General features: G+C 73.6%; 13 protein-coding genes. 8 read left to right on the top strand and 5 right to left on the bottom strand.

Annotated features, from left to right (window positions below; all coding sequences use genetic code 11):
- The first annotated feature begins 143 nt into the window (after positions 1 to 143).
- Both Manayef4_RS11475 and Manayef4_RS11480 read left to right on the top strand, forming a co-directional pair.
- Positions 144 to 3,464, top strand: a complete 3,321-nt coding sequence (locus tag Manayef4_RS11475; RefSeq protein ID WP_070131569.1) for an ATP-dependent DNA helicase — start codon at positions 144 to 146, stop codon at positions 3,462 to 3,464.
- Positions 3,461 to 6,853, top strand: a complete 3,393-nt coding sequence (locus tag Manayef4_RS11480) for an ATP-dependent DNA helicase (protein ID WP_070131570.1) — start codon at positions 3,461 to 3,463, stop codon at positions 6,851 to 6,853. Before Manayef4_RS11475 ends, Manayef4_RS11480 begins: the two co-directional genes overlap by 4 nt.
- Here the strand turns inward: Manayef4_RS11480 and Manayef4_RS11485 are convergent.
- Entirely contained in the window at positions 6,811 to 7,602 is a 792-nt protein-coding gene (locus tag Manayef4_RS11485) for an endonuclease/exonuclease/phosphatase family protein (protein WP_070131571.1), read from the bottom strand. The two genes, Manayef4_RS11480 and Manayef4_RS11485, sit on opposite strands and share 43 nt — an antisense overlap.
- 28 nt (positions 7,603 to 7,630) lie before the next feature.
- Positions 7,631 to 8,989 carry a helix-turn-helix domain-containing protein gene (locus tag Manayef4_RS11490; protein WP_254665595.1) on the bottom strand — a complete coding sequence of 453 codons (1,359 nt, stop codon included), beginning with the start codon at positions 8,987 to 8,989 and terminating at the stop codon, positions 7,631 to 7,633.
- 233 nt (positions 8,990 to 9,222) lie between these two features.
- On the opposite strand from Manayef4_RS11490, the gene Manayef4_RS11495 reads away from it, so the two are divergent.
- Both Manayef4_RS11495 and Manayef4_RS11500 read left to right on the top strand, forming a co-directional pair.
- Positions 9,223 to 10,524, top strand: coding sequence for a pitrilysin family protein (locus Manayef4_RS11495; RefSeq protein WP_070131573.1), 1,302 nt, complete (start codon positions 9,223 to 9,225; stop codon positions 10,522 to 10,524).
- Positions 10,521 to 11,867, top strand: coding sequence for a pitrilysin family protein (locus tag Manayef4_RS11500; protein ID WP_070131574.1), 1,347 nt, complete (start codon positions 10,521 to 10,523; stop codon positions 11,865 to 11,867). The genes Manayef4_RS11495 and Manayef4_RS11500 overlap by 4 nt, the downstream gene beginning before the upstream one ends.
- A gap of 65 nt (positions 11,868 to 11,932) precedes the next feature.
- Here the strand turns inward: Manayef4_RS11500 and Manayef4_RS11505 are convergent, their stop codons facing one another.
- The gene (locus tag Manayef4_RS11505) at positions 11,933 to 13,096 is read right to left on the bottom strand and encodes a GAF and ANTAR domain-containing protein (protein ID WP_070131575.1); all 1,164 of its coding nucleotides are present in this window, start codon (positions 13,094 to 13,096) and stop codon (positions 11,933 to 11,935) included.
- 113 nt (positions 13,097 to 13,209) lie between these two features.
- Positions 13,210 to 13,449, bottom strand: a complete 240-nt coding sequence (locus Manayef4_RS11510; RefSeq protein ID WP_011438167.1) for a mycoredoxin — start codon at positions 13,447 to 13,449, stop codon at positions 13,210 to 13,212.
- A 94-nt stretch (positions 13,450 to 13,543) separates the two neighbouring features.
- On the opposite strand from Manayef4_RS11510, the gene Manayef4_RS11515 reads away from it, so the two are divergent.
- From Manayef4_RS11515 to Manayef4_RS11525, 3 genes are all read left to right on the top strand, one after another.
- Complete coding sequence (locus Manayef4_RS11515; RefSeq protein WP_070131576.1) at positions 13,544 to 15,754, top strand: ATP-dependent DNA helicase UvrD2; 2,211 nt, start codon at positions 13,544 to 13,546, stop codon at positions 15,752 to 15,754.
- A 184-nt stretch (positions 15,755 to 15,938) separates the two neighbouring features.
- Positions 15,939 to 16,214 (top strand): hypothetical protein, encoded by a 276-nt coding sequence (locus Manayef4_RS11520; protein WP_011438165.1) that lies wholly within the window; start codon positions 15,939 to 15,941, stop codon positions 16,212 to 16,214.
- 110 nt (positions 16,215 to 16,324) lie between these two features.
- Positions 16,325 to 16,615, top strand: coding sequence for a WhiB family transcriptional regulator (locus tag Manayef4_RS11525; RefSeq protein WP_011438164.1), 291 nt, complete (start codon positions 16,325 to 16,327; stop codon positions 16,613 to 16,615).
- 527 nt (positions 16,616 to 17,142) lie between these two features.
- Here Manayef4_RS11525 and Manayef4_RS26655 read toward each other — a convergent pair.
- A complete protein-coding gene (locus tag Manayef4_RS26655) occupies positions 17,143 to 17,277 on the bottom strand; it encodes a hypothetical protein (RefSeq protein ID WP_023841362.1) in 135 nt (44 codons plus the stop codon).
- A gap of 43 nt (positions 17,278 to 17,320) precedes the next feature.
- Between Manayef4_RS26655 and Manayef4_RS26660 the strand changes: the two genes are divergently transcribed.
- The gene (locus Manayef4_RS26660; RefSeq protein ID WP_308726832.1) at positions 17,321 to 18,274 is read left to right on the top strand and encodes an alkaline phosphatase family protein; all 954 of its coding nucleotides are present in this window, start codon (positions 17,321 to 17,323) and stop codon (positions 18,272 to 18,274) included.
- The last annotated feature ends 4 nt before the right edge of the window (positions 18,275 to 18,278 follow it).

Raw genomic sequence — 18,278 nt, forward strand, 5'->3', positions numbered from 1 at the left:
TCCCGGTCGTCGAGTGTCCCGGTCGTCGCCACACCGCGGTCCCATCGCTGCCGCGCTACGGACGCTGCCGCGCTACGGACGCCGACCCGCCGCGGAGCCGGCGGGTTGGCTGGGTTGTCGGACCCACGTGATGTGCTTTGCCCGTGGTCGTCCTTCCTGCCCCCGCCCCCACCGCCCCGCGCCCCGGCTACCGGCTGATCGCCGCCCCGGTCGCGCCGCCGCGTCCGCTCGTCCTGGATGCGGCGCAGCGCGCGGTGGTCGAGCACGGCGTCGGGCCGCTGCTGGTGCTCGCCGGGCCCGGCACCGGGAAGACGGCCACGCTCGTCGAGGCGGTCGCCGCGCGGATCGAAGCCGGGACGGATCCGCGGTCGATCCTGGTCCTCACCTTCAGCCGGCGAGCCGCCGGAGAGCTGCGGGAGCGGATCACCGCACGGCTCGGTGCCGAGGGCGGGGCCGGCGGAGGTCCCGGGGCGTGGACGTTCCACGCCTGGTGCCTGGCGCTGCTGCGCGCGCACGAGCGGCCGGCCCCGCCGGGCGGGCTCCGGCTGCTGTCCGGCCCGGAGCAGGACAGTCGGCTGCGCGATCTCATCGAGGGTTCCCGCGAGGACGGCCGGCCGGTCTGGCCCGAGCCGCTTGTGGGTTGCCTGCGCACCCGCGGTTTCACCGAGGAGGTGCGGGCGCTGCTGGCCCGGGCCCGCGAGGTCGGGCTCGAACCGGTCGCGCTGGCGCAGCTCGCTCGGCGTACCGGCCGCCCGGACTGGGCCGCCCTCGCCGAGTTCTACGAGATGTACCTCGACGTGTTCGGATTCGAGGGGGCGGTCGACTACACCGATCTCGTCCACCGGGCCRTGGTCGTCGCCGAGAGTGCCGAGGGGGGCGCCTGGCTGCGTGGGCGCTACCGGCACGTCTTCGTTGACGAGTACCAGGACACCGATCCGGCTCAGGAACGCCTGCTGGAGGCGGTGGCCGGTGGTGGTGGCAACCTCGTCGTGCTGGGCGACCCGGACCAGTCGATCTATGCCTTCCGGGGGGCCGAGGTCGCCGGCCTGCTGGGCTTCCCGGCCCGGTTCCCCCGCCTCGACGGCGAGCCGGCGCCGATCGTCGCGCTGCGGCGCTGTCGGCGGATGGCCCCGGCCCCGCTGGCGGCGAGCCGGCACGTGGCCCGGCGGATCCCGGCCGCCGGGCTTCCGGTGGCCGCGATCCGGGCACACCGCGACCTCGTCGGGCGCGCCGACGCCGGGGCAGGCCAGGTGCAGGCCCGCACGTTTCCGGGCACCGGCGCGGAGGCCGAGTCGGTGGCCGACCTGCTCCGTCGCGAACATCTGGAGAACGGCGTCGCCTGGGACGCGATGGCGGTCCTGGTCCGCACGGCCGAGCGGATCGGCCGGTTGCGCCGCGTGCTGGCCGCCGCCGGCGTTCCGGTCAGCGCCGACGGTGACGACCTGCCGGTCGCCCAGGAGCCGGCCGCCGCCCTGCTCCTGCTGGCGCTGCGCTGCGCGGAGGATCCGGCCGGGGCGCTCACCGTCGACGCGGCGCGCACCCTGCTCACCTCGCCGCTCGGTGGAGCGGACCCGGCCGGGCTGCGGGCGCTGGGCCGGGCTCTGCGCACCTTCGAGCGCGACGCGGGGTCCGAGCATCCGGCGCCGTCGGCGGAGCTGTTGCGGGCGGCGGTCGCCGAGCCCGACCACTGGCTGGCGACGATCCCCGACGACCTGGCCGGTCCGGTCCGGCGGGTCGGCGGTCTGCTGCGGACGGCCGGTCAGGCGTTGCGGGACTCCTCGGGCGCCCCGCAGGACGCGCTGTGGGCGCTGTGGTCGGCGAGCGAGTGGCCGGCGCGGCTGCGACATGCCTCGGCGGCCGGGGGCGCCGCCGGGCGCGCGGCCGACCGTGACCTCGACGCCGTCGTGGCGCTCTTCGATGCCGTCACCCGGCTGGGCCAGCGGCGTGGGCCGGGCGGTGGCGTCGCGTCCCTGGTCGCGGAGCTCACCCGCCAGCAGATCGCCGGGGACGTCCTCAAGCCGGCCGGGGAGTCCGTGCGCCGCCGCGGGGTGCGGCTGCTGACCGCCCATCGCGCCAAGGGGCTCGAATGGGAGGTCGTCGTCGTCTGCGGAGTGCAGGACGGCACCTGGCCCGACCTGCGGGAGCGGCATTCGCTGCTCGGTGCGGAGCAGCTCGACGCGCCGTCCCGGGGCGGGTTGCGCCCGCCGCTGACCCGCCAGGACCTGCTCGCCGATGAACGTCGGCTGTTCTACGTCGCCCTGACCAGGGCGCGGCGCCGGCTGGTCGTCACCGCGGTGAACAGCCCCGAGGACGACGGCAGCCTGCCGAGCCGCTTCCTTGAGGAACTGGGTGTAGCGGTGGAGCACGTGCCCGGTCGCCCAGCCCGGCCGCTCACCCTGGTCGGCCTGGTCGCGACCCTGCGCCGGCTGGCGACGGAACCGGACTCAAGCCCGGTGATGCGCTCCGCCGCGCAGGCCCGCCTCGCCGCGCTCGCCGCCGCACGGGACCAGGCGGGCCGGCCCCTGGTGCCGGCCGCGCACCCGGACACCTGGTGGGGGCTGCTCGACCCCACCACGTCGGATGTTCCTGTTGTCCCGGTGGCCGGGCCGATCCGGCTGTCCGGCTCGTCGCTGTCGAGCATCGGCGCCTGTTCCCTGCGGTGGTTCCTAGAGCACGAGGCGTACGCGGTCACCCCGGYCTCGACCGCGCAGGGATTCGGCAAGGTGGTGCACGCCCTGGCGGACGAGGTCACGACCGGGYGGACCCCGGCCGACCTCGCCGCGCTCGACGCCCGGCTGGACACGGTGTGGCGGCAGTTGGACTTCGACGCCCGCTGGCGCTCCGATCAGGAGCGCGCGGCCGCCCGCGAGGCGCTCGCCCGCTTCCTGGACTGGCACGCCGCCGAGCGCGGTCGGCGCGTGATCGACRCGGAGGTCAGGTTCTCCTGCGACCTACGGGTCGCCGGGCGGGACGTCCAGCTGCGCGGATTCATCGACCGGCTCGAACTGGACGAGGCCGGCCGGGTCCACGTCATAGACTTCAAGACCGGTCGGACCGCGGTCGCTCCCGCCGAGCTCGCCACCCACCCCCAGTTGGGCAGCTATCAGCTCGCCGTGCGGGCCGGCGCGCTCGACGATGTGCTCGCGGCCGCGGCGCCGGATCAGCCCGGGGCGGATCAGCCCCGGGCGGTGCCCGGCGGGGCGGAGCTCGTGCAGCTCCGGCGGGATGCCGGCGCTGCGGCGGCCGGTCCGCGGCTGCCGGGGGAGCGGCCTGGCCCGCCGGAGGTCCAGGCCCAGAGCGCGCTGCCTCCCCACGGCGCGACCTGGATGGACGAGGTGCTCGACGCGGCGGTGCGCACCATCGACGCCGAGGCGTTCCGGCCGACGCCCGGCGACCACTGCACGCTGTGCACCTTCCAGACGAGCTGCCCCGCGCGGCCCGAGGGACGTCAGGTGGTCGAGTGAACCCGCGGGTGGAGCAGCCGGGCGCGGGCGTCCACGTGACGATTCCCCGCCAGCCGTTCCTGCCCGGTTTCGACGGCGACGTCGACGGTGACCCGGCGGGCGGCGTCGCCGGTCCCCGGCTCGACCCGGACGACCTGCGCGACCTGCTGGAGGTCCCGTATACCGACGAGCAGATCGCCGCGGCCACCGCTCCGCTCGAACCGGGGGTCATCATCGCGGGTGCGGGATCCGGCAAGACCTCGGTGATGGCCGCGCGGGTGGTCTGGCTCGTCGCCACCGGGCAGGTGCGGCCCGACCAGGTGCTCGGACTGACCTTTACGACGAAGGCGGCGGCGGAGCTGTCCGGCCGGGTGCGGCTGGCGTTGCGCAAGGCGTCGGCTGGGGCGGGCCCGGGTGGACCGGCCGCGGACGGCGAGGTGGACGGGGAGCCGACCGTCGCCACCTACCATGCCTTCGCCGGGCGGCTGGTCGTCGACAACGCCCTGCGGCTGGGGCTGGAGCCGGACCTCCAGCTGATCTCCGGCGCGGCCCGCTACCAGCTCGCCGCCCGGGTCGCCCGCTCCCACGGCGGGAAGGTGGAGGCGCTGACACGTTCGCTGGGCGCGCTCGTCGGCGAGCTCGTCGCGCTGGACGCCGAGATGAGCGAGCACCTGGTCGATCCGGCGGACCTCGTCGCGTTCGACGGCGCGCTGCTCGCCGAGATCGACGCGGCGCTGCGGCGTGCCGAGCAGCGGCGGGGCACCCGGGGCGTCCGCCGGGAGCTACGCCGGTGCGCGGCCGCCGCCCGGGGGCGCCGGGAGCTGGCCGCCCTGGTGGCGGAGTACCGGGCGGCCCGGCGGGAACGCGATGTCCTGGACTTTGGTGACCAGGTCACCTGTGCCGCGAGGCTCGCCGAGACCATGCCGGAGGTCGGTCGGGCCGAGCGGGCGCGGGCCGCTGTCGTCCTGCTCGACGAGTACCAGGACACCTCGGTGGCCCAGCGGCGGATGCTCACCGGCCTGTTCGGCGGCGGGCATCCGGTCACCGCCGTCGGCGACCCCTGCCAGGCGATCTACGGCTGGCGCGGGGCGTCGGTGGCGAACCTCGACCACTTCCCCACGCACTTCCCCGGGGCCGACGGCACGCCCGCGGCCGTCTACGAACTGTCGGTGAACCAGCGCAGCGGCGGCCGGCTGCTCCGCCTCGCCAACACCGTCGCCGCACAGCTGCGGGCCCGTCACCGCGTCGTCGAGCTCCGCCCGCGGCCCGACGTGGCTGACCAGGGCGAGGCGGTGGTCGCGTTGCACGTCAGCTGGGCCGACGAGGTGGCCTGGATCGCCGGCCAGCTCCGCCGGGTGGTCGACGCCGGCACCGCTCCCGGCGACATCGCCGTGCTGGTCCGGGCCCGTGGCGACATCCCCGCGCTGTTTACCGCGATGCAGGCGGCCGGGCTGCCCGTCGAGGTCGTCGGGCTGACCGGGCTGCTCATCGTCCCGGAGGTCGCCGAGATCGTGGCCATGCTGGAGGTGCTCGACTCGCCGACGGCGAACGCCGCGCTCGTCCGGCTGCTCACGGGGCCGCGGGTGCGGCTCGGCCCCCGGGATCTCGCCGCGCTCGGCCGCCACGCGCGTGAGGCGGCGCGGGTCCCGGACCCGGTCGGCGATCCGGACCTGCCGGGACGGTCCGATCCACTTGCCGAGGCGGTCGCCGACGTCGACCCCGCCGACGTCGTCGCCCTGTCGGACGTCCTCGACGACCCCGGGCCGCAGATGTCCGCGCCGGGGCGCGCCCGGGTGCGTCGGCTTGCCGCCGAGATCGCCGCGCTGCGTGGGCACGTCGGCGAGGGCCTGCTCGACCTGCTGCACCGGGTGGTCGCGACGATCGGGCTGGACGTGGAGCTCACGGCGACCGAGGTGGCGGTGCGGGCCCGGCGCCAGGAGAACGTCGCGGCCTTCCTGGATGTGGCCGCGGGCTTCACCGATCCCGACGGCACGAACTCCCTGCCCGCGTTCCTCGGATTCCTCCGGGCGGCGCGGGAGCACGAGCGGGGTCTCGACGTCGCCGGCCCGTCCGGGGCCGACGCGATCGCCCTGATGACGATGCATCGCTCCAAGGGCCTGGAATGGGAGGTCGTCGCCGTCCCGAACCTGACCAGCAAGGTGTTCCCTGACCTGACCGTGCGCGACCAGTGGACCACCTCGCCGGGCGTGCTGCCGATCCCGCTGCGCGGCGATGCCGACGATCTGCCGGCGTTCACGGTCTGCGCCGAGAAGGCMGCCCTGGACGCCTTCCGGGCCGATGCCCGTCAGTACGCCGAGCGGGAGGAACGCCGGCTCGCCTACGTTGCGGTCACCCGGGCGAAGTCGCTGCTGTTCGCGAGCGGGCACTGGTGGGGGCCCACCCAGAAGACCCCACGCGGTGCCTCGGTGTTCCTCGACGAGCTCGCCGAGCACGCCCGCACCGGCGGTGGGCTGGTCGACGTCTGGGCGCCGGAGCCGGCGGAGCGTACCAACCCGGCGCTGGCGACGCCGGAACGGTTCGCCTGGCCGATCCCCTACGAGCCGGAGCCGTACGCCCGGCGCCTCGCCGCGGCCGAGGGGGTCATGGCGCGGCTGGCCGCGTTGAGCGTACCGGGGGCGTCGGCGGAACCGGCCGGGGAACCGTTCGTCGACGGTCCGGCCGGGATGACGGCGGCCGAGCGCGTCCTGCTCGCCGAGCTCGACCGGGAGGCCCGGCTGCTGCTCGCCGAGGAACGCGCGGCACGCCTCGCGCGGACCGATGTCGCCCTGCCGGCGAGCCTCACCGCGTCCCAGATCGTCCGGCTGCGCGCGGACCCGGAGGCGTTCGCCCGTGAGCTGGTCCGGCCGCTGCCGCGCCGTCCAGTGGCCGCGGCCCGTCGCGGCACCCGGTTCCACGCCTGGGTTGAGGAGATTTTCGACTACCGTGCACTGATCGACACCGAGGATCTGCCCGGCGCGGCCGACGCGGAGCTCACCGACGACGATCTGCGCTCGCTGCAGCAGGCGTTTCTGYGTACCGCGTACGGTGCCCGGCGGCCATTCGCGATCGAGGCACCCTTCGAGCTCCGCCTCGCCGGGCGGATCGTGCGCGGTCGCATCGACGCTGTCTACGACCTCGGCGGCGGTCGATGGGAGGTGGTCGATTGGAAGACCGGCCGGTCCGATGCCGACGATCTTCAGCTCGGGATCTACCGGCTGGCCTGGGCCCGCCTGCGGGGCGTCGACCCGAGTGCGGTCGACGCCGCCTTCCTGTACGTGCGTACCGGCGCCGTTGTCCGGCCCCCGACGTTGTCCGAGGAGGAGCTCGCCGACCTGCTCGCGAGTCCGAGCACCGGGCCCGCCGCGGGTCAGGCCCGCGGGTCGGCGAGGTCGACGGACAGCGCCAGGTGATCCGAGATGGGCACGCGGCGGGCCTGCACGGCGATGATCCTGCCTACCGGCCCGCGGGCCAGCACATGGTCGAGCTGCACCCGCGGGGAGTGCGCGGGGTAGGTGGGCGTCACCGCCAACCGGCGCCAGCGGGTGAGCGCGGCCGGTAGCCGGCCGGGCAGGTTCAGATCGCCCAGCAGGACCAGCGGCCCCGGGACGTCCGCGAGCCGGCGGGCCAGCCGGCGCAGCTGCACGGCGTTCCACCCCGGCACGAACGACAGATGGGTGTTGACCACCGTCAGCGGGCCCCCGGCCGACTCCACCCGCGCGGCGATCGCGGCCCGCGGCTCGTCGTCGAGCATGATCAGACGTCCCCGCCTGTCCGGACCCCCCGGTATCGCGATCGGGGACCGCACCGGCGCCCGGCCGAGGTCGATCACTCGCCACTCACGGACGGGCAGCCGGCTGATCAGAGCGATGCCGTACGCCGGCTCGTCGTCCYGGCGCTGCCCGTCAGCCGGCCGCCAGCCCACGCCGGGCGTGCCGAAGACGGTGGGGACGAACCGCCAGTCGTCGTCGCCGGCTCCGATCATCGCCGCCGCCTCCGCGGCGAGGTCCAGCCCACCCGATCGTGGCTGGTCGAGATCGACCTCCTGGAGCCCGAGGACGTCCACGCCGAGAGCGGAGACGGCCGCGGCGAAGCGGGCGGGCTCGACCGTCCCATCCGTGAGCGACAGGCCGTGCATGATGTTGAAGGAGCCCAGCCGCACGCCTGGACCGTATCGGATGCGGGGTCCGTCACGRCCCGAGTGGCCGACCCCGCACCGCCGCGGGACGGCGGGAGCCCGGGCCMCGGCCCTCGTCCGTGTCCTCGCGGACCGCGGCGCTCACCGGGTCGGTGGCCACGTCCTCGGCGCCCCCGGCGCGCAGCACCAGTTCGAGATCGAAGCGGGTGTCAGGGTCCTCCAGACATGGTCCGAACAGCTCGCGAAGCTGGTTGACCCGGTAGCGGACGGTCTGCGGATGGATGTGCAACCGCTCGGCGATCAGCCCGCGCTGCCCCCGCAGGGTCAGCCAGTGCAGGAGGGTCTCGGCCAGCCGTTCCCTGGTCCGGTCGGGCAGCCCGTCAAGGGGGGCGAGCCGGCGGGACGCGAGGTCGGTGATGAGCCCGGGGTCGCTGGCCAGCAGCAGGGCGCTGAGATGTTCGTCGGTGAACAGGGGGTCGGCCGCGGCGATACCGCGAAGCCGCCCGGCGCTGCGGGCATCGCAGGCGAACCTCGCCCGCGCCGCGCTYGCCGCCGCCTGACCCCACGGCACGGCCGGTCCCACCACCGCGGCGAGCCCGGCGAGCTGTTTCGCCAGTGCCGCCCGGGTGGCCGCCCGCTCGGTTGAGCCGACGAACACCCAGATGTCTGCCCCCTGCACGGCGCGGGGGCAGCCCGAGGGCAACCGGGAGGGGAGCGAGCCTGCCCAGGGGTCGGCCTCGTGGTCGGCCTCGTGGTCGGCCTCGTGGTCGGCTTCGCCGTCAGCCGGGTGGGTGGCCGCGGAGCCGGTCGGGGCGGGGACGAGCACGGCGGCCAGCCGGCCGGGCAGCCGCACGTTGCCGGAACGGGCGACCTGCGCGATCGCCCCGCCGGCCGCGCCGGACAGCAGCATCTCGCCCAGCCGGTCCCACAGCCGCTCCAGTTCACCGGCCGCGGTGTACTGCTCGGAGGCGTAGCCCTCGGCGGAGGCCGCGGAGATGCCGTCGATGTAGGCGAACATCATCTCGGCGAGGGACACCAGCGCCGGGCCGTCCAGCCCGCCGCGGCGGGCCGCCGCCTCCCCGAGGCGCCGCCAGGAGACGCGGGCGCCCACCCGGTAGGCGCTCAGCAGGTTGTCCAACGACCGTCCCGCGTACACCTCGCCGCGGCCGAGACGGACATAAACCTCCCGGCTGGCGGCGAGGTCGACAGTGCAGTGGGGACCGGCCTCGACCAGGCTGAGGAAGCGGAACAACGCCTCGTCGACTCCGCGGCGCACCCCATGGCCGAACTTGCCCTCCAGCGGGCGCGCGTAGGCGGGAACCTCCCGGGCGATCGCGGCGATAATCTCTTCACCCAGAGCGTCGAACTCGGCAGCGAGGATCTCGCTCAGCCCGGCTGGAAACTGTCCCATGAGGACAGTTTGCCGCCCGACCGTCGCAATCTCCCGCACCTCGTCGTCTGGGCGGGGCCGCCCGTGGTCGTCGCCGACGGCCGGCGGAATCGGTCCCGGGCGGGTCGGGGCACGGCCTCCCGTGGCCATGACTTGGGATGGGCGTCCTCTTCGCCACCGGCGCGGCCCGCCGGGCAGTAGCGTTGGCAACTGTGTCCCCGCCTAGAGAACCCGGCCCGGCCGCGTCCACCGCGGTGAAGTCGGCCCTGCCGGCATCCTCCTATCCGATCGAGCGGACCCGGCTCGGTAACGGCCTGCGCGTGCTGCTCGCCCCCGACCACACCGCGCCGGTGGTGGCCGTCTCGGTGCACTACGACGTCGGGTTTCGATCCGAGCCCGAGGGCCGTACCGGATTCGCTCACCTGTTCGAGCACCTGATGTTCCAGGGCAGCGAGAACGTCGGTAAGGCCGAGCATCCGAAGCACGTCCAGGCCGCCGGCGGAATCTTCAACGGATCGACGCACCCGGACTACACGGACTATTTCGAGCTGCTCCCGGCCGGGGCGCTCGAACTGGCCCTGTTCCTGGAGGMGGACCGGATGCGGGCGCCGAAGATCACCCGCCAGAACCTGGACAACCAGATCGCCGTGGTGCAGGAGGAGATCCGGGTCAACGTCCTGAACCGCCCCTACGGGGGATTTCCCTGGATCAAGCTGCCGCCGGTCRCGTTCGACACCTTTCCGAACGCCCACAACGGCTACGGGGATTTCTCCGAGYTCGAGGCCGCGAGCTTGGACGACGCCGAGGACTTCTTCGACAAGTACTACGCACCGGGCAACGCCGTGCTGACCATCGTCGGCGACATCGACCCGGAGGAGACGCTCACCTTCGTCCACCGGTACTTYGGTGACATCCCCGCCCGCTCGGTGCCGACGCGGGTGAGTTTCGCCGAGCCGGTGCCGAGTACCGAGCGCCGGGCGGTGCTGACCGACCCGCTCGCGCCGCGCGCCGCCCTGGCGGTCGGCTACCGGGTGCCCGACCCGATCGGAGACCTGTCCACCTACCTGTCCTACTACCTGCTCACCGAGATCCTCAGCGACGGCGACGCCAGCCGGCTCGAACGCCGCCTGGTGCAGAAGGATCGCTCGGTCATCGGTGTGAGCACCTACCTTGGCACCTTCGGGGATCCGTTCGAGCAGCGTGACCCGCTGCTGCTGACCCTGGAGGCCCGCCAGTCCGAGGACGCGAGCGCGGACGCCGTCCTCGCCGCCGTCGACGAGGAACTGGCGCGGCTGGCGGGCGAGGGCCTGGCGGACGGYGAGCTGGAGCGGGTGCAGGCGCGGGTGGCGTCCTCGCTGCTGCGTGAGTCCGACGACGCGCTGGGACGGGCACTCGCCATGGCCGTGCATGAGCTGCAACGGGGACGTCCCGAGTTGGTGAACGAACTGCCCGCGGAACTGTCCGCGGTGACCGGGCAGGCCGTCGCCGCGGCCGCCCGGACGCTTCTCGACCAGGGCCGCTCGGTCCTGGAGCTGCGTGCCGGCGCCGCCTCATGAGCGGCAGCGCGCTGAGCTCGACGACCACCCGGGCGGCGGTCATCCCGGCCGTGCGCCCGACCGTCCCGGCGGAGTTGCCGGCCGTCACCGACCACACTCTCGACAACGGTCTGCGGGTGCTGGTGGTGGAGCGGGCCAGTGTGCCCCTGGTCGAGGTGCGGCTGCGGATCCCCTTCGCCGGCGTCGGYGCCGTGCACCAGGCCCGGGCCGAGGTGCTCGCGGAGACGCTGTTCACCGGATCACACCGCTTCGACCGGGTGGGCCTGGCCACCGAGGTCCAGCGCCTGGGCGGATCGTTGTCGACGGGGGTTGACGCCGACCGGCTGGCCATCGTCGGTTCCGCCCTTGCGGTGARCCTCGAACCCTTGTTGGGAATCATGGCCGAGGTGCTCCTCAGCGCCACCTACCCGGACGACGAGGTCACCGGCGAACGCGACCGGATCGTCGAGGACACGGCGATCGCCTGTAGCCAGCCCGCGGTCATCGCCCGGGAGGCGCTGCTCGGCCGGCTCTTCGGTGACCACCCCTACGCCACCGGCATCGCCGAGCCGGAGACCGTCGGACAGGTCGGCCCCGAGGACGTACGGGCCCTGCACGCCGAACTGATCTCCCCGGCCGGCGCGATCCTCACCCTGGTCGGGGACGTGCCGGCGCCGCGTGCTCTCGCGGCGGTCTCCGCCGCGCTCGGCGGTTGGACGGGCGGGCCCGCGCGGACCGTCCCGCCGGTCCCAGCCCTCACCACCGGCCCGATCGTCATCGTCGACCGTCCGGGTGCCGTGCAGACCAACATCAGGCTGGGCGGACCGGCCCTGGGCCGTTCCGCGGCCGGATACCCGGCGCAGCGGCTGGCGAGCACCATCTTCGGTGGTTACTTCAGTTCCCRGCTGGTCAACAACATCCGCGAGGACAAGGGCTACACCTACTCCCCGCGCAGCTCGATCGATCACTACCAGGCAGGGTCACGGTTCACCGTCGCAGCGGACGTCGCCACCGAGGTGACCGGGCCCGCGTTGCTGGAGATCTTCTACGAGCTCGGGCGGATKGCGGTTCTACCGCCCAGCGAGGAGGAGCTCGACGCCGCCCGCCAATACGCCGTTGGCACGTTGGCACTGGGCAGCGCGACCGCCGCCGGTCTCGCCTCGACGCTGTCGGCGCTGGCCGGGGCCGGGATCGGGGTCGAGTACCTGCGTGATCACCCGCGCGCCCYCGCCGAGGTCGGCGTGGGCGACATCCAGGCGGTGTCCGCGGACCTGCTTGCCCCGGCAAAGCTGATCACGGTGCTCGTCGGGGACGCGGCCAGGATTTCCGCGACCGTGGGGGCACTGGGCATCGTCGCGACCTGAGCACCGGGCCCGTCCCGCTCCCGGGGGTCCCGCTCCCGGGGGTCCCGCTCCCGGCGGGGGCGTGCTCAGCGCCTGGTGGAGGTGGGACGCGGGGGCGCGGGGCGGGGCGCGCCGCCGCCGGGGCCCGGTGCCGGTGGTCCACCGCCCGGTGGATTGCCGCCCCGCCCACCGAGCTCGCCCGGTAGCACGGCGCGTGGGTCGCCAACCGAATCGACCACCTGCCGAGCCAGATCGTGCACCCTGCGTCCCATTCCGCGAGCGGTGCGCCGCAGCCGCTCGAAGGCCTCCCGCGGGCGGATGTGGTTACGTTCGGCGAGGACCCCGATGGCCTGTTCCACGATTACGCGGGAGGCCAGCGCGTGTTCCAGCTGGACGACGGACAGCCGGAGCTGCTCGACCTCGCTCAGGTCACGATCGGGGCGGCGGGGTCGGCCGGGCGGGGCGAGATCCTCGGCCAGCAGATCGGCGAGCACCATTGCCGAGAGGAGGTCGCCGACCGGCCGGATCTCGGCTCCGGGGCCCTCCACGACCCACCCGGCGGGAGTACGTCGAAGGCGCATGTCCGAGGGGGTCCGGCGGGGGCCGGTTCCCGCCCCGGTTCCGCCCGCCGCGGACGGCGGTCCGGGCCGGTCCGGCCCGGCCCGGCCCGGCGGTCCGGGCCGGGCCGCCCGCGCGATGGTCTGCGGGGTGGGTATCCGCCCCGGTGGGCGCGGGGTCGCCGGTGGGCCCGGCGGGGGCGGGCCGCCGGGCGGGCGGGGACCGTTCGCGGAGACCGTCGGCGGGCTCGGCGCGGGAACGTCCCCGGTGACCGCGAGTGCATCGGCTACCCCGCGCAGCAGGGCCAGGATGTCGGCCGATACGATCACCTTGCTACGGTCCAGGCCGACGAGGAGGCCCACCAGCCGACCGTCCGTGCGGACCACCGGCATCGTGACATGGCTGCGTATCCCGAGCTGGCGGTATTCGGCCGTGTCGGATCCGGCGTGCGTCGGGTCAAGACCGGACGCCGTGGCGGGCGTGCCGTCGAGCACGCGGGCGACCAGGCTGTCCCCCCGGGGATAGTGCGTTCCCTCGTCGAGACCAGGGGAGGGACCTGTTACCCGGAGATAGCTCGCGGTCRTCGTCGATACCACGACGAAACAGGCCGTCTCCATCCGGTGAAGGGCACTGGCGGCCCGCARCGCGGCATCGACGGTGCTCCACGCCTGTTCTGAAGGTGCTGACGACACAGGCCGAACTCTCCCACAAACTTCACGGGCAGTAACGGACACCGTCCCACGAGCCGGCCGCGTGTGCAGTGGGAAGGTAAGAACTCCCGAGATGTCGTTGCTCTACGTATCCGTTATGCGGCAGAAGTGGCCTTCTCTGTGACTTGGCGAAGGCTCGGGTTCGTCATCACAGTGCCATCGGGAAAGAGCACGGTCGGCACGGTCGCGTTCCCGTTGTTCGCATCGCGGACACGTTGCTCTGCTGTCGGGTCCTGCTCGATATCAACGGTCGTGTACTCGATGCCGGCATGGTCGAGTTGGCGCTTCAGCCGAACACAGTAGCCACACCAGGAAGTCGTGTAGATCGTGAGCACGAAAGGGCCTCCAAGCCGCTGGTGACACAACGGTTCATGTAACCCCACCGCGGCGCCGTCGGTTCCCGCCGCGMGGCGGGGACTACCGTATCGGATGATGTCCGGACCGCCTGCCCTCGCCGCCCAGRCCGCCCGTGTGCGATCGGGCAACGATCTGCTCGCCGCGCTCGATCCCGAACAGCGGGCCGCGGCCGGAGCCCCGCTCGGACCGGTCTGCATCCTCGCCGGCGCCGGTACAGGTAAGACACGCACCATCACCCATCGAGTCGCGCACATGGTCGCGCAGGGGGGGGTCGGGCCGGGCCAGATCCTGGCGGTGACCTTCACGGCCAGGGCTGCGGGAGAGCTGCGCGGCCGGTTGCGGGCCATGGGTGTCGATGGAGTGCAGGCCAGGACGTTCCATTCCGCGGCTCTCAAGCAACTGTTGTACTTCTGGCCGTCGGTCGCCGGGGTCGCGCTGCCCAAGGTGGAGAAGAGCAAGATCCCGTACGTGGTGCGGGCGGCCGCCCGCCTGCACCTGCGGCCGGACCGGGCCGAGCTGCGCGACCTCACCTCGGAGGTCGAGTGGGCGAAGACGACGCTTGTGACCCCGGCGGACTACGCCCGGATGGCGGCGGCGAGCGGGCGGGAGACCGCCGCTCCCCCCGAGACGGTCGCCCGGCTCTACGCCGCGTACGAGGAGGTCAAGCGCGACGCCGGTGTGATCGACATGGAGGATCTGCTGCTGCTGACCGCGGCGATGATCGAGGAGCACAGCTGGGTCGCGGCCGAGGTGAGGGCCAGATACCGCCATTTCGTCGTTGACGAGTATCAGGATGTCAACGACCTGCAACAGCGTGTCCTCGACGCCTGGCTGGGGGAGCGCGACAGCCTCTGTGTCGTCGGGGACCCCCATCAGACGATCTATTCGTTCACCGGGGCGTCGCCCGAGCACCTGCTCGGATTCCCGCGCCGGTTCCCGGACGCGGCCGTGGTGCGTCTGATCCGAGACTACCGGTCCACCCCCCAGGTGGTCGGACTCGCGAACACCCTGATGCGGGCGGCCCCGGCGGCCCGCCTCGTCGCCGCTCGCCCGGACGGTCCCGCCCCGGTGTGGCTGGAGTGCGACAGCGAGCCGGCGGAAGCCGCCGCGGTGGCGTCCCGGATCCGCCGGCTGCTCGACCAGGGCGTGCCGGCGAGTGAGATCGCCGTGCTGTACCGCACGAATGCCCAGTCCGAGGCGTATGAGGCGGCGATCGGCGGGGCCGGTATCGCCTACCTGCTCCGGGGCGGGGAGAAGTTCTTCGAGCGGACCGAGGTCGTCGCGGCCATGAGGTTGCTGCGGGCCGCGGTGCGCTCCGCCGACACCGACCGCCCGGAGGGACTCACGGCCGCTGTCGCCGACATCCTCGCGGCGCTCGGCTGGCGGGCGGACCAGCCGACGGTGGGCTCGGGCGCCGAGCGGGAACAGTGGGAGAACCTCGCCGCGCTRCACCGGCTGGCCGGCGATCTCGCCGCCCGTTCGCCCGAGGCCGACCTCGAGGCCTTCGTCGCCGAGCTCGGCGACCGCGCGACCCACGAGCATCAGCCGACGGTGCAGGGGGTGACCCTGTCGACCCTGCACACCGCCAAGGGCCTGGAATGGGATGCGGTGTTCCTCGTCGGGCTGACCGAGGGCACGCTTCCCCTCGTCCATGCCAGGACCGCCGAGCAGATCGCCGAGGAACGTCGCCTGCTCTACGTCGGGGTGACCAGGGCCCGTAGGCACCTCGTCCTGTCCTGGGCGCTGTCCCGGGCGGAGGGCGGCCGGCGGTCGAGGCGGCCGTCTCGCTTCCTCGACGATCTGCGTCCGATGCGCCGGGAGTCCGCGGCCGGCGTCCGCCACGGGGGGCGAGGCGAGGGCACGAGGCCCGTGGCCGGGGCGGAGGAGACCGGCCCGGGTCGGTCCCGGAGCAGGTCGGCGGTGCGGTGCCGGACGTGCGGCCGGTCGTTGACGGGTGTGCACGCGCGGGTCGGGCGCTGCGAGGGCTGCCCCGGCGACGTCGACGCCGCGCTGTTCGAGCGCCTGCGGGTGTGGCGTTCGGCGCGGGCGAAGGAACAGGGGGCACCGGCCTTCGTCGTCTTCACCGACGCCACGCTGCAGGCGATCGCCGAGAGCCGGCCGGGCACGGTGGCCGAGCTCGTGCGGCTGCCCGGCATCGGACAGGCCAAACTCGACCGTTACGGGGAGGAGGTACTCGCCCTCGTCGCGGGGCGCACGCCGCCGGTCGGGTCGCCGCCGGTGGTGGAGTCACTGGGGTCCGACACGCCGCCCGACGCTTCGTAACTGGAAGTGTTCGCGGCGCAACACAGAAAATATGTTGTGGTTCGCGCGGCGAGCTTCTACCGTTACCGAGGACGCCTGAAGCGGGCATGTGGAGTGACACCCGTCCGGGTCCCACGGACTCCGGGTCCCACGGACTCCCGAGCCCACGGACTCCCGAGCCCACAGAGAAGGAGGTGATTTCGTCGTGTTCAGCATCGTGATGGACAGAGCTGTCGCCGAGATCACCCGTCCGTGGGAGAACCGGCACGGCGCGGCATTGATGAGTGCCGCCATCGGTGCCGTCGTCGGTGCGTCCGCAGGCCGTGGCACGTCCGCCGCCGTCCCCACGGTCCAAGCCGATGATCTGTCGGCCCAGGAGTCCGCGTTCCCGAACCCGGCGGGGGGCGTGGCGCTGGCGTCCGGCTATGCACACCGTCACTTCACCTTCCGGGGATCCGCCCACGATCCGCTCCTGGACTAGCGCCGACTGGAGCCGAATCCGAGGCCGCGGATCCCGATGGGGACTGCGGCCTTTGTCGTTTCGCTTCCTTCATCCCACCCGAAGACCAACCTGTCTCGGAGGTGACATCGGTGTTCGACCCCTCGGTCGTTTCCCGGATCGAGCGGGATCGTCTCGTCCTGCCCTGCTGGGACGTAGATCCTGACATGTTCTTCGCTGAGTCCCCGGCGGACGTGGAGACCGCCAAGGCCGTCTGCCGGACCTGTCCCATCCGGGCGGCGTGCCTGTCCGCCGCGCTGGACCGTGCCGAGCCCTGGGGAGTGTGGGGCGGCGAACTGCTGGTGACCGGCAGCGTCGTCCCGCGTAAGCGGCCCCGCGGCCGTCCGCGCAAGGAGCGCAAGGAAGAAGAGGTCGCCGCCTGAGCCCCCGTGCCACCCGTTGATCACACGGGGGCGGCGGTGGCATCGCCGCACCAGCACGGGCGGGACACCGGATCGTCGGTGTTCCGCCCACCGGTGTTGCCGCGCTTTTCTTCCGCTGGTGCCTGCGGCCCCGGTACTGTTCCGGCGTGCCCAGCAGCGAGCGTGTCTACCCGGTGTCCACAGGTGCGGGTCCGGCCGGAGCGCCGGGACTGGCCGCATCCGACGATCTTTCTCTGGCCGTTGCCATCCTCACCGGTCCCGAGCTGGCCGCGATCGTGGATCTCGTGGCCTGGGTCGATTCCGGCTGGCTCTACGTGGCGAACGCGATCGGTTCGTCGCGGTTGCCGGTGGCCGATCCGGACGGTCCCCGGGAACTTCGCTTCGGGCGTGATCCGCTCGGGTCGGAGGATCCGATGCACGGCGTGCCGCTCGCGGCGGCGCTCGCCGACCCGTCACCACCGAACGAGCGCAACTCCTACCCGTTCGCCGGACGGCGACTGCTGTCCGCCTTCGCCGATCCCAGCCGTTCACCCGATCTGATCGTCGTACACACCCCCCGGCACTACTGGCCCGACCGCGGCGGCCACCTGGGTGAGCACGGATCGTTGGATGCCGGCCAGTCCCGGGCTCCGCTGATCCTGTCCGGCGCGGGTCATCGACATCGGACCCACCCTCGCGGCCCTCGCCGGCGTGACCATGGCGGATGTGGAGGGGACGCCGCTCACCGATCTGGTGGGGCCAGGGGCCCGGCACGTCGTCGGCCTGCTCTGGGACGGGGCCAACAGCAACGACGTCCTGCACCTCGCGCACGCCGGCGAGCTGCCGGGGGTCGCGCGTCTGCTTGCCACCGGGACGGCCCTGACCGGCGGCGCGATCGCCGAGTTCCCCAGCGTCACGTTGACCAACCACACCTCCGCGCTCACCGGAGTCGGGCCGGGCCGGCACGGCATCCTGCACAACGTGTACTTCGACCGGGCGACCGGCGAGCAGGTCATCGTCAACGACGTGCGGACCTGGCATTCCGCGTGYGATCAGCTTCGGGACGGGGTGGAGACGCTGTTCGAGGCCCTCGCGCGCGACCGACCCGGGGCGACCAGCGCCTGCGTGAACGAACCGGTCGACCGGGGTGCGGACTACTCGACCTTCGGGCTCGTGCGGGCCGCCGGTAACCACGGCGGGGCCGGCGATATGGGGGACTACCTGCCTGCGGCCGACGGCGACCCGCACGCCACCGCCCGCTGGGTAGGGGAGAACGCCGACTATGCCTGGTCCACCCGGGTGGACGCGCTCGGCCTCGCGCAGGTCCAGCAGCTCTGGGCGGCGGACGCGGTGCCCCCGGACCTGATGTGGTGGAACACCACCATCACCGACACCGGGCATCACGGGGGCGGCCCGTACTCCGAGCAGGCCCGCGCCGCGCTGCGGGACGCGGACGCCCGGTTGTGCGCCTTCCTCGACCTGCTCGCCGAGCGGGATCTGCTGGCCGAGACCGCGATCCTGCTGACCGCCGACCACGGCTCGGAGGCGGCGGATCCCACCTGCCAGGGCGACTGGGGGGCTGCGCTGCGCGCCGCCGGGGTGCGTTTCCGGGACGAGGGATACGGCTTCCTGTACCTCGGCGTCGACATCGTTGACATCGTCGAGCAGCCGGGGGGTTGACCCG

The organism is Frankia sp. CgMI4, assembly GCF_001756285.1.
GTDB classification, from domain to species: domain Bacteria; phylum Actinomycetota; class Actinomycetes; order Frankiales; family Frankiaceae; genus Frankia; species Frankia casuarinae.